This is a genomic window from Streptomyces sp. NPDC028907 (assembly GCF_055564995.1).
This window is the reverse complement of sequence record NZ_JBVHVE010000014.1, coordinates 260,648-272,266: the sequence shown is the minus strand read 5'-3', so window position 1 is coordinate 272,266 and position 11,619 is coordinate 260,648. Positions and strand designations below refer to the sequence as shown.

Below are 11,619 nucleotides of genomic sequence, written 5' to 3'. Positions count from 1 at the left end.
AAACGCCCGGTTACATTCCGAACCCGGAAGCTAAGCCTTACAGCGCCGATGGTACTGCAGGGGGGACCCTGTGGGAGAGTAGGACGCCGCCGAACTCCTTTTAGAGCTCTGGCTCTTGGGCATACAGCCCGAGAGCCAGAGCTTTTTTGCGTTGAGGTAGGGTCAGGGGGCATCGTAAGTACGTTTCCCACAGGAGGCCCCCGGGTGGAGGTCCAGGAGACTCGCGTTCAGACGGACCGAGTGCTCACCATCCCCAACATCCTCAGCATGGCGCGGCTGCTTGGCGTGCCGCTCTTCCTGTGGCTGATTCTCAGGCCTGAGTTCGGTGGGCCGGAGAGTGACGGCTGGGCGCTTCTGGTGCTGGCTCTCAGTGGCGTCAGTGACTACCTGGACGGCAAGCTCGCGCGGCGCTGGAACCAGATCAGCAGCCTCGGCCGGCTTCTCGACCCCGCGGCCGACAGGCTCTACATTCTCTCGACGTTGGTCGGTCTCACTTGGCGCGAGATTCTGCCCGTCTGGTTGACCGCTGTACTTTTGGCCCGCGAGCTGGTTCTGCTGGTCATGGTGGGCATCCTCAGGCGGCATGGCTATCCGCCGCCGCAAGTGAACTTCCTCGGGAAGGCGGCCACCTTCAACCTGATGTATGCCTTCCCGCTGTTGCTGCTCAGTGACGGAAGTGGATGGATCCCGTCACTGGCTGCTATTTTCGGATGGGCGTTCGCCGGATGGGGTACGACGCTGTACTGGTGGGCAGGAGTCCTCTACGTGGTACAGGTCCGCCGCCTGGTCCGTGCGGACGCCATGGCCGATTGAACTCGTGGATTGAAGCGGCCGTAGCGGCTCGATGGCCCGCAGTGGAAAAGTGCGGGACAATCTGGACGGGTGAAGTCGGCTAGACCGTCGTCTCTTAGAGGAGGACGCTTCCGACATGAAGGCCGTCGTGATGGCCGGGGGCGAAGGTACACGCCTTCGTCCCATGACCTCAAGCATGCCCAAGCCGCTCCTGCCGGTGGCCAACCGGCCCATCATGGAGCACGTTCTGAGGCTGCTCAAAAGGCATGGTCTGAATGAGACCGTCGTGACAGTTCAGTTCCTGGCCTCTCTGGTCAAGAACTACTTCGGTGACGGCGAAGAGCTCGGAATGGAGCTCAGCTATGCCAACGAGGAGAAGCCACTCGGTACCGCCGGAAGCGTCAAGAACGCCGAAGAGGCGTTGAAGGACGATGCTTTCCTCGTCATCTCCGGTGATGCCCTGACCGACTTCGACCTCACCGAGCTGATCAATTTCCACAAGGAAAAGGGTGCGCTGGTCACGGTCTGCCTGACGCGTGTGCCCAATCCACTGGAATTCGGTATCACGATCGTGGATGAGGAAGGTCAGGTCGAGCGCTTCCTTGAGAAGCCGACCTGGGGGCAGGTCTTCTCGGACACCGTGAACACCGGCATCTACGTCATGGAACCCGAGGTCTTCGATTATGTCGAGGCCGACGTTCCCGTGGACTGGTCCGGCGATGTCTTCCCGCAGTTGATGAAGGAAGGCAAACCGATCTACGGGTATGTCGCGGAGGGCTATTGGGAGGATGTCGGTACTCACGAGAGCTACGTGAAGGCGCAGGCCGACGTCCTCGAGGGCAAGGTCGACGTCGAGATCGACGGCTTCGAGATCTCCCCGGGTGTGTGGGTGGCGGAAGGCGCCGAGGTGCATCCGGATGCCGTTCTGCGTGGGCCTCTCTACATCGGGGACTACGCCAAGGTCGAGGCCGGTGCGGAAATCCGGGAGCACACCGTCGTCGGCTCGAACGTGGTTGTGAAGAGCGGCGCCTTTCTACACAAGGCCGTCGTCCATGACAACGTGTACATCGGGCAGCACAGCAATCTGCGGGGTTGCGTCGTCGGAAAGAACACCGACATCATGCGCGCTGCCCGGATCGAGGACGGCGCGGTCATCGGGGACGAGTGCCTGATCGGTGAAGAATCGATCGTCCAGGGCAACGTACGCGTCTATCCGTTCAAGACCATCGAGGCCGGCGCTTTCGTCAACACCTCGGTGATCTGGGAGTCGAGGGGCCAGGCGCATCTCTTCGGTGCCCGAGGTGTCTCCGGGATCCTGAACGTCGAGATCACGCCCGAACTCGCCGTGCGCCTCGCCGGTGCGTATGCGACGACCCTGAAGAAGGGGTCCACTGTCACGACGGCCCGCGACCACTCCCGGGGCGCCCGGGCGCTGAAGCGGGCCGTGATCTCCGCTTTGCAGGCCAGCGCCATCGACGTACGCGACTTGGAGAACGTACCGCTGCCTGTGGCGCGGCAGCAGACCGCGCGGGGCAGTGCCGGCGGGATCATGATCCGGACGACGCCAGGCGTGCCGGATTCCGTGGACATCATGTTCTTCGACGGGCGGGGAGCCGACCTGTCGCAGGCCAGTCAGCGGAAGCTGGACCGGGTGTTCGCGCGGCAGGAGTACCGGCGTGCCTTCCCGGGTGAGATCGGCGACCTGCATTTCCCTGCGAGTGTTTTCGACTCCTACACCGGGTCGTTGCTGCGGAACGTCGATACGACGGGGATTTCGGAGTCGGGGCTCAAGGTCGTCGTCGACGCCTCGAACGGTAGCGCGGGGCTGGTGCTGCCCAGTCTGCTCGGCAAGCTCGGCGTGGACTCTCTGACCATCAATCCCGGGCTCGACGAGTCCAGGCCCACGGAGTCGGCGGATGCGCGACGGTCGGGGCTGGTGCGGCTGGGAGAGATCGTGGCGTCCGCACGGGCGGCGTTCGGCGTGCGGTTCGACCCGGTCGGCGAGCGGCTGTCGCTGGTCGATGAGAAGGGGCGGATCGTCGAGGACGACCGTGCCCTGCTCGTCATGCTGGACCTCGTGGCCGCAGAGCGGCGCAGTGGGCGTGTGGCGCTGCCGGTGACCACCACGAGGATCGCCGAGCAGGTGGCGGCCTACCACGGGACTCAGGTGGAGTGGACGACGACCTCGCCGGACGACCTGACCCGGGTAGGGCGCGACGACACGACGATCTTCGGTGGTGACGGCAAGGGCGGGTTCATCGTCCCGGAGTTCAGCAGCGTCTTCGACGGTACGGCGGCCTTTGTGCGACTGATCGGCCTGGTGGCGCGTACGCAGCTCACGCTCAGCCAGATCGACGCTCGGATTCCGCGGGCGCACGTCATCAAGCGGGATCTTGCGACTCCGTGGGCCGTCAAGGGGCTCGTGATGCGGCGGGTCGTGGAGGCGGCCGGAGATCGCTTTGTCGACACGACGGATGGTGTGCGGGTCGTGGAGACCGACGGGCGCTGGGTGATGGTCCTGCCCGACCCGGCAGAAGCGGTCACGCATCTGTGGGCGGAGGGGCCGGACGACGCGTCCGCGCAGGCCCTGCTCGATGAATGGGCGGCCGTCGTGGACAGCGCCGGCCGCTGAGGCACGGCCACGCGCGCGTGCCTGACGGGCCTCCACGAGAGGCCCGTCGGGCACGCCGGTGGGGCCATTCGGAGGTATGGGTGGCGACGTGCGACGATGTGCGGCATGCCGCAGCCCCCCGTTCGGAGCACACCTACGCGCCCCACGCGTCCGGACGCGTCCATGTCGTTGCTCACCAACGTCATGGATCACAGCCTCGACGACGGCTACGCCGAAGCAGCCGCCCGTAGGAAGGCCGCTGGCGAGGGCGGCCTGCCGAAGACGCTCAGGGCGAAGCTGGGGCTCGCGGCCGGGCTGGTCCTCGCCGCGCTGGTGGTGACTGTGGGCGCCGCGCAGGCGCGGGTCGCGGCGCCCGTCGTGGCCAAGGAACGCGAGGAGCTGATCGACCGTATCGACCGTGAGACCGCGGCGGCGGACCGGCTGGAGGAGAGCGTCGACAAACTGCGCGACGATGTGAGCGCGCGGCAACGAGAGGCCCTGAAGGCCACCGGCGACAGCGACCAGGCGGATCTCGTGGGCATCCTGGCGGGCTCCGTCGAGGTGCACGGGCCCGGGGTGAAGCTGGTCGTGAACGACGCCAAGGAGGCCGATGCCGGCGGCGACGGCGACCCGCGCGGGACGTCGGGATTCTCCGATGTCGGCCGGGTGAAGGACCGGGACATGCAGCGCGTGGTCAACGGGCTGTGGGAGTCCGGTGCCGAGGCCATCGCCATCAACGGGCAGCGGCTGACCGCGCTCTCCGCGATCAGGGCGGCGGGCGACGCGATACTGGTCGACAACAAACCGCTGGTCCCGCCGTACACGGTGCTTGCGGTGGGGGACGGGGAGGGGCTCCGTGACAGGTTCCAGGCGAGCGCCAACGGGCTGTACCTGGATGCACTGCGCGAGGAGTACGGGATCCGCACCGGCATCTCCGTTGAGGACGACCTCCGGTTGCCCGCCGCACCGAGTGTGATCGTGCGTACCGCACAGCCGAACACCGAGAAGACCGAGAAGGGCACATCGTGATCGCCGTACTGGGCCTCGTCGTGGGAGTCGTGGCCGGCCTGTTGGTCCGGCCTGAGGTTCCGGCGGTCGTCGAGCCTTATCTGCCGATTGCCGTCGTGGCGGCTCTGGATGCCGTGTTCGGCGGCCTGCGGGCCATGCTCGACGGCATCTTCGACGACAAGGTCTTCGTCGTGTCGTTCCTGTCCAACGTGGTCGTGGCCGCGCTGATCGTGTTCCTCGGCGACAAGTTGGGCGTGGGAGCCCAGCTCTCCACCGGTGTCGTCGTCGTGCTCGGCATTCGTATCTTCTCGAACGCCGCGGCCATTCGCCGGCACGTGTTCCGGGCGTGAGGCCGATGAGCAACCACGAGGAGAGCGCAAAGAACAGGCTGCGCAAGGAGCTGCCCGAGGAGGTCCCGGCCACGGAGGCGACGGAGGCCGCGGACAGTGCTTCCGAGGAGCAGTCGTCCCAGTTGACCGGTCGGCAGCGGTTGGCGAAGGGGCTGTGGCCGCCCCGGGTCACCAGGGCCCAACTCATCGTCGCCCTGCTGCTGTTCGGCCTCGGCTTCGGTCTGGCCGTCCAGGTCGCGTCGAACAGCGACGGTGACAGTGCGCTGCGCGGCGCACGTCAGGAAGATCTCGTTCGCATCCTCGATGAACTGGATGACCGTACTCAGCGTCTTGAGGACGAGAAGCAAGGTCTCGAGAAGCAGCGGGACGAGCTGGAGAACAGTTCGAACCAGGCTGAGGAGGCCCGCAGGCAGACGGTCGAGAAGGAGAAGCAACTCGGCATTCTGGCGGGCACGGTGGCCGCGCAGGGACCCGGCATCACGATGACCATCGAGGACACGAAGGGGACGGTCGAAGCGGACATGCTGCTCGACGCGATCCAGGAGCTGCGCGCCGCCGGCGCGGAAGCGATCCAGGTGAACGGTGTGCGCGTCGTCGCCGACACCTATCTGACCGATTCGGGCAACAGCGTGAGCGTCGACGGGAACAAGATCAACGCTCCTGTTCGTTTCAAGGTCATCGGCAAGCCACAGGATCTCGAACCGGCGCTCAACATCCCTGGAGGCGTGGTGCAGACCTTCGAGAAGGAGCAGGCCACCGTGACCATCGAGCGGTCCGACAAGATCGTCGTGGACGCCTTGCGAGCGGCGAAGCGGCCTGACTACGCTCGGTCGTCCTCGCAGTGAACCGGGGGTGCATGGGGGACGTCCGGCGAGGGCATGAGGTTGCGGGGGGTCGGCGCACCGATTGGGTGGTGCGTGGTGGAAACTGTCTGGTGGAGACGGACGTTGTGAGGATGTCCGGGTCGGTCAGAGAGTGCAGTCAGGGTTCGTCCTGCCCCACGGGCGGGTCTGTTTCGGTCAAGGGGAATCGCCCGTGAAGTTGTTTGCGAAGTTGTTCGGCAAGAGCGCGCGAGAGGGTAGCGACAACGCGACCGCTCGTCACCGCGCACAGGGGGACGAAGAGGGCCAGCGCCCCCTGTTCCGGGACCAGGTGTCTGGGCCGGGCGGTGACATTTCCGGAGGTCAGGGCGCGCCGTCGGTTGACCCTGGCCAGTCCGGCGGCATAGGTTTCGGGCAACCGTCAACCTCAAGTACGGGTGGAGGGTTTTCCCCGATGTCGGCCCTGGTGTGTACGAGGTGCGGTAACCGCAACGCGGAGAACAGCCGCTTCTGTTCCAACTGTGGCGCGCCGCTGCGGGCCGGTGCGGCGCCCGAGCGTCCGTCCGAGACGACCTCCACGATCTCCATCTCCGGTCTGGAGGCCTACGACGCCGAGACCACCGGTCAGACTCCGATCCCGGCGCTGTCCCCCGAGGCGCAGGCCGCCGTGGACGCGCTGCCGCTGGGCTCCGCGCTCCTGGTGGTGCGCCGTGGGCCGAACTCGGGCAGCCGCTTCCTGCTGGACGGCGATCTGACCACGGCCGGGCGTCACCCGCAGAGTGACATCTTCCTGGACGACGTCACGGTCTCGCGTCGGCACGTGGAGTTCCGCAGGGCGCAGGACGGCTCGTTCACGGTGGCCGACGTCGGCAGTCTGAACGGCACGTACGTCAACCGTGAGCGGATCGACCAGGTCGCTCTGAACAACGGCGACGAGGTGCAGATCGGCAAGTACCGGCTGGTCTTCTACGCGAGCCAGCGGGGCTACTGACCCTCCCCCGGAGCCCGTCCGGGGAGAACCAGGGAAGGTCCATGCTGAAAACACCGAGCGGCGGTGCCGGGCACGGCATCGCCGCCACGGACGGTCGGCTGCTGAGCATCGGCGCGGTGCTGAACGTGCTGCGCGAGGAGTTCCCTGACATCACCATCTCCAAGATCCGTTTCCTGGAGTCGGAGGGTCTCGTCGAGCCGCAGCGGACGCCCTCGGGGTATCGCAAGTTCAGCGCGCGGGACGTCGAGCGGCTCGGCCACGTGCTGCGGATGCAGCGGGACCACTATCTGCCGCTCAAGGTGATCCGTGAGCACCTGGACGCGATGGAGCGTGGTGAGGCCGCCGCGCTGCCGACCGTGTGCCGCCAGCGTGATGGAGAAACGGTCCTGGAGGCCGTCGAGGCGCCCACGGCGGCCCGGATCGGGCGTGCCGCGCTGCTCGCCGCGGCCGAGATCGGCGAGCAGGAGCTCGCGGAGTGGGAGTCGTACGGCCTGATCACTCCGTTGCCGGACGGGGCGTACGACGCGGAGGCGGTCACGGTGGCCGGGCTCGTCGCCGAGCTCGGGCGGTTCGGGATCGAGCCAAGGCATCTACGGGTGATGAAGGGCGCCGCCGACCGTGAGGCCGGGCTCGTCGACCAGGTCGTGGCGCCGCTGAGACGGCACCGCAACCCGCAGACCAGGGCTCACGCCGAGGCGCGGGCCAAGGAGCTGGCGGGCCTCACCGTGAAGCTGCACGCCGCGCTCGTGCAGACCGCTCTCGGGGTGCGGCTGCCCTGAGCGGGGCATGCACAGGAAGGCCGGATCGGCCACCCGTTCTCTGCCCGACTACCCAAACGTCCCGAGCACGGCCTAGGGTTGCTGTGTGAACGAGCTCGATGTCGTAGGTGTCCGGGTCGAGATGCCCTCCAACCAACCGATCGTGCTCCTGCGTGAAGTGGGAGGCGACCGCTACCTCCCCATCTGGATCGGGCCGGGGGAGGCTACGGCCATCGCCTTCGCCCAGCAGGGCATGGCCCCCGCGCGACCGCTGACCCACGACCTGTTCAAGGACGTGTTGGAGGCCGTCGGCCAGGAGCTCACCGAAGTGCGCATCACTGACCTGCGTGAGGGTGTCTTCTACGCCGAGCTGGTCTTCGCCAGCGGCGTCGAGGTGAGCGCCCGCCCGTCCGATGCCATAGCGCTGGCCCTGCGCACCGGAACGCCGATCTACGGCAGCGACGGGGTCCTCGACGACGCGGGCATCGCGATCCCGGACGAGCAGGAGGACGAGGTGGAGAAGTTCCGCGAGTTCCTCGACCAGATCTCGCCCGAGGACTTCGGCACCAGCAGCCAGTGAGGACTCGACGCCAGAGAGGAGACGTGGGCGGCGGGCCGGCGGACTTGCGGACCGTGGTGGCGCGGCCCACAGTCGGTTACAACTCAAATGCCGGCATTTGCCAGCGGCCAGGGAGAGCGTCCTGCGGCCCGCTTCGAGCGCATTCGGCTAGCCTTTCCCCGCGGTGGGGCACGGGAAACCACTCCTAGGGTGATTATCACTCGGCGTGCCGAGTGTGGCGATCGTTGACGCACCCCTGGTGACTGCCTACCGTCGAGAAGGCAGGTCAAGGACGGAGGTCGGCGTGAGAAGCAGCGGCGACGGTACGGCTGGGGGTGCCCCCGGACGTCTCGGGGCGAGCGGCCCGTACCCGCTTCACGGCAGCCCGCTCCAGGGCACCGCGGCCGATCACGCTCCGCAGCGACCGACGGCCGTGCCGAGCAGCGGCGGAGGGGCGGCGTCCATGGAGACCGAGCAGATCGGCTACCGGGGTCCGACGGCGTGTGCGGCCGCCGGCATCACCTATCGGCAATTGGACTACTGGGCGCGTACAGGCCTCGTCGAGCCCAGTGTGCGGCCCGCATACGGGTCGGGGACGCAGCGGCTGTACAGCTTCCGGGACGTCGTCGTCCTGAAGATCGTCAAGCGGTTCCTCGACACAGGTGTGTCGTTGCAGAACATCCGCACCGCCGTTCAGCATCTGCGGGAGCGGGGCTTCAGCGATCTGGAGCGCATGACGCTGATGAGTGACGGCGCGACGGTGTACGAGTGCACGTCCCCGGACGAGGTGCACGCGCTGCTTCAGGGTGGGCAGGGGATCTTCGGGATCGCCGTGGGTGTGGTGTGGCGGGACGTCGAGAGTGCCTTGTCGCAGCTGCACGGGGAGCGGATCGACACCGGGGAGACGCTGGTCGGGCACAATCCGGCGGACGAGCTGGCTCGGCGGCGCAACCGGGCGGTCTGAGCTCCTTCGGCGCAGGCGCACCCCCAGCCCGGCCGGTTCGAGGGCGGTGGGTGGTGGCGAGGGCCGTGGATCACGCGGTCGTCGTAGCAGGGCATTGTCAGTGGCGTGAGGCAGCATCGGAGATGTGAGGAACGCGCCTACGATCCTGCATCTCGACATGGATGCCTTCTACGCCTCGGTGGAGCAGGCATCCAAGCCGAGCCTGCGCGGGAAGGCCGTGGTCGTGGGCGGGCTCGGGCCGCGGGGAGTCGTCGCCACCGCGTCCTATGAGGCTCGGGTGTTCGGGGTGCACTCGGCGATGCCCATGGCCCAGGCGCGTCGGCTGGCGCCGAATGCCGCGTATCTCGTGCCGCGCTTCGGGATCTACCGGGACATCAGCGAGCAGGTCATGGCGTTGCTGCGGGATTTGTCGCCGCTGGTGGAGCCGTTGAGCCTGGATGAGGCCTTCGTGGATCTGGAAGCGGGCGGTGCGGCCTGGGACGAGGAGTCGGCGCGGTTGGTGGGGGCGAGGTTGCGTGCCGACATACGGGCTGTCACGGGGCTCGCGGGGTCCGTGGGGCTGGCCGGGTCCAAGATGCTCGCGAAGATCGCCTCGGAGCAGGCCAAGCCCGATGGGCTGGTGGTGATCGAGCCGGGGACGGAGCGCGAGTTGCTCGGGCCGATGTCGGTGCGGACATTGCCGGGAGTGGGGCCGGCGACCGGGGACCATCTGCGACGGGCCGGGATCCACACGGTGGACGAGATCGCCGAGGCGGGGGAGGACGAACTCGTACGGCTGCTGGGCAAGGCTCATGGCCATGCCCTGTATGCCATGGCGCTGGCCCACGACGATCGGCCTGTGGTGGCCGAGCGGGAGGCCAAGTCGGTGTCGGTCGAGGACACGTACGACGTGGACATCCATGACCGGGTGCGGGTGGGTCTGGAGGTGCAGCGGCTGGCCGACCGGTGTGTGCGGCGGTTGCGGGGGGCCGGGTTGTCGGGGCGGACCATCGTCTTGAAGGTGCGCAGATACGACTTCTCCACGCTGACCCGTTCCGAGACGATGCGCGGACCTACGGACGATCCGGCGGTGGTGCGGGAGGCTGCGGCTCGGTTGCTGGATTCTGTGGACACGACGGGTGGCGTGCGGCTGTTGGGGGTGGGGGTCAGCGGGCTGGCCGACTACACGCAGGAGGACCTGTTCGCACAGGTGGCGGGGGAGGGCGCGGAGCACTTCGTGGAGGACGGCGAGGAGGAACCGGCTGGTGAGCAGCGAGTGGAGGCGCCTGTGGAGCGGCGGTGGGTCGCGGGGCACGATGTGCGGCACGTCGAGTACGGGCATGGGTGGGTGCAGGGGAGTGGGGTTGGGCGGGTGACCGTGCGCTTCGAGACGCCCGAGTCGTCTGAGCCGGGGCGGGTGCGGACGTTTCGGGTTGATGATCCGGGGCTGGAGGGGGCGGAGCCGTTGCCGTTGGTGAAGGCCAGGCCGGCAGGGCCCGGAGCGGCTGGAGTGGCCGGGGGAGGTGGGGAATCTGGTGGGTCTGGGGCTGGTGGGGCCTCTGAGGTGAAAGGGAAGGGGGCCGAACTGGTGGAGGAGGCGGGGGAGGGGGAAGTGGGGGACATGCCTGTGGCGCCTGGTTAGCGGCTGGCGGGGTTGCCGCTGCGCCTGGATGATCTATTCCAAGGGGTCGGTGATTGCCTTGGCCCCGGTCCAGGTGCAGGCCCCAGAAGAAGCGGCTGTGACCGGCGCAGTAGCCGTATTCGGCCCAACCTGCCAAGTCGGAGCGCTTTACGGTCTCGCGGGAGCGGCCGCGCTCCACCGGGGTGGAGTCCACGACCCATACGTCGTCGCTCCACACCGAGGTGGTGGTGGCCAGGATCCGGTTGACGTTTTCGCATCGGACCGGTGGCTCCACGCCGTTCGTCACAAAACGATCCTGGACACCCTCGTTCTTGTCTCCGCAGGCACCCCTTGGACCACACCACCAGGAGGAACCAGTGTCATACCCGCGACTGCTCACCCCTGAGGAGAAGCTCGCCGACGCGAAGAAGCTGTTGAGCCTCCCGAGTATCGTCGTGATCTGCGGCTCCACCCGCTTCATGACCGAGATGAACGAGGCCGATCTGCGGGAGACCAAAGCCGGAAGGATTGTCGTCAAACCGGGCTGTGACATGAAGTCGCCGCACGAACTTTGGTCCGATCCTGTCGAGGCCGAGGAGCTGAAGGTTCGACTCGACGATCTGCACCGGGCGAAGATCCGGCTCGCTGATGAGGTGCTCGTAGTCGGCGACTACATCGGAGACAGCACCCGAGCCGAAATCGCCTACGCCCGGTCGCTGGGCAAGCCCGTGCGGTTCACGCACCCCGAAGTCGACCCTGACGCCTGACCGCCTACTGCCACCTCGACAACCAGGGCTGGCAGCCCGCCGCCTGACCGTCTCGCGATGGCTTCGGCCGCCGCCCACCCCACACCCTCCGCAGGCATCCCTTGGAATTGATCCTCTGGGTGTGCGGGGCGTGCGTGCCGCTGCTTCTGCATGGGTGGTGGTGGCCCGGCTGTCGTGGGTGGCGTGCGGGTGCCGGTGGCGCTGGTCGCGCGATAGGGGCTTCCGCAGCTCCTGGCAGAGGAGTCCGCTGATGTGCCGGCAGGGCGAATCGTTCTGAGCTGCGTTCGCGAGGGTGCCTCGTCCCGGCTTGGGCGCTGTCGCCGCTGCCGGTGGGCGGATCTGCCTGATGTGGAGTCGGGAGTCATGCTGAGGTCGCGTCCCGGGCTTCGTTTGCGTGG

11 protein-coding genes, 1 rRNA gene and 1 pseudogene are annotated in these 11,619 nt (G+C 67.4%); 12 read left to right on the top strand and 1 reads right to left on the bottom strand.

The window, feature by feature from the left end; genetic code table 11:
- The 11 genes from rrf to ACZ4UU_RS35650 form a co-directional block, all read left to right on the top strand.
- Positions 1–95, top strand: a 5S ribosomal RNA gene (rrf, locus tag ACZ4UU_RS35700); the annotation flags it as partial.
- Between the two features lie 109 nt (positions 96–204).
- A complete protein-coding gene (locus tag ACZ4UU_RS35695; protein ID WP_471907536.1) occupies positions 205–813 on the top strand; it encodes a CDP-alcohol phosphatidyltransferase family protein in 609 nt (202 codons plus the stop codon).
- Between the two features lie 115 nt (positions 814–928).
- The gene (locus ACZ4UU_RS35690) at positions 929–3,424 is read left to right on the top strand and encodes a mannose-1-phosphate guanyltransferase (protein ID WP_234767518.1); all 2,496 of its coding nucleotides are present in this window, start codon (positions 929–931) and stop codon (positions 3,422–3,424) included.
- Positions 3,425–3,520: 96 nt separating this feature from the next.
- The gene (locus ACZ4UU_RS35685) at positions 3,521–4,432 is read left to right on the top strand and encodes a DUF881 domain-containing protein (protein ID WP_471907535.1); all 912 of its coding nucleotides are present in this window, start codon (positions 3,521–3,523) and stop codon (positions 4,430–4,432) included.
- Entirely contained in the window at positions 4,429–4,761 is a 333-nt protein-coding gene (locus ACZ4UU_RS35680) for a small basic family protein (protein ID WP_003988855.1), read from the top strand. The genes ACZ4UU_RS35685 and ACZ4UU_RS35680 overlap by 4 nt, the downstream gene beginning before the upstream one ends.
- A gap of 5 nt (positions 4,762–4,766) precedes the next feature.
- Positions 4,767–5,606 carry a DUF881 domain-containing protein gene (locus tag ACZ4UU_RS35675; RefSeq protein WP_471907534.1) on the top strand — a complete coding sequence of 280 codons (840 nt, stop codon included), beginning with the start codon at positions 4,767–4,769 and terminating at the stop codon, positions 5,604–5,606.
- Positions 5,607–5,667: 61 nt separating this feature from the next.
- Positions 5,668–6,573, top strand: a complete 906-nt coding sequence (locus ACZ4UU_RS35670) for an FHA domain-containing protein (RefSeq protein WP_471907533.1) — start codon at positions 5,668–5,670, stop codon at positions 6,571–6,573.
- A 41-nt stretch (positions 6,574–6,614) separates the two neighbouring features.
- Positions 6,615–7,352 carry a transcriptional regulator FtsR gene (ftsR, locus tag ACZ4UU_RS35665; RefSeq protein ID WP_383453453.1) on the top strand — a complete coding sequence of 246 codons (738 nt, stop codon included), beginning with the start codon at positions 6,615–6,617 and terminating at the stop codon, positions 7,350–7,352.
- Positions 7,353–7,437: 85 nt separating this feature from the next.
- Positions 7,438–7,911, top strand: coding sequence for a bifunctional nuclease family protein (locus tag ACZ4UU_RS35660; RefSeq protein ID WP_004002801.1), 474 nt, complete (start codon positions 7,438–7,440; stop codon positions 7,909–7,911).
- A gap of 283 nt (positions 7,912–8,194) precedes the next feature.
- Positions 8,195–8,854, top strand: coding sequence for a MerR family transcriptional regulator (locus ACZ4UU_RS35655; RefSeq protein ID WP_471907532.1), 660 nt, complete (start codon positions 8,195–8,197; stop codon positions 8,852–8,854).
- A 124-nt stretch (positions 8,855–8,978) separates the two neighbouring features.
- The gene (locus tag ACZ4UU_RS35650; RefSeq protein WP_471907531.1) at positions 8,979–10,475 is read left to right on the top strand and encodes a DNA polymerase IV; all 1,497 of its coding nucleotides are present in this window, start codon (positions 8,979–8,981) and stop codon (positions 10,473–10,475) included.
- A 70-nt stretch (positions 10,476–10,545) separates the two neighbouring features.
- Here the strand turns inward: ACZ4UU_RS35650 and ACZ4UU_RS35645 are convergent.
- Positions 10,546–10,710 (bottom strand): annotated as a pseudogene (locus ACZ4UU_RS35645) (IS982 family transposase); the annotation flags it as partial.
- A 121-nt stretch (positions 10,711–10,831) separates the two neighbouring features.
- Between ACZ4UU_RS35645 and ACZ4UU_RS35640 the strand changes: the two are divergent.
- Positions 10,832–11,221, top strand: coding sequence for a hypothetical protein (locus tag ACZ4UU_RS35640; RefSeq protein ID WP_471907548.1), 390 nt, complete (start codon positions 10,832–10,834; stop codon positions 11,219–11,221).
- Positions 11,222–11,619 lie beyond the last annotated feature (398 nt).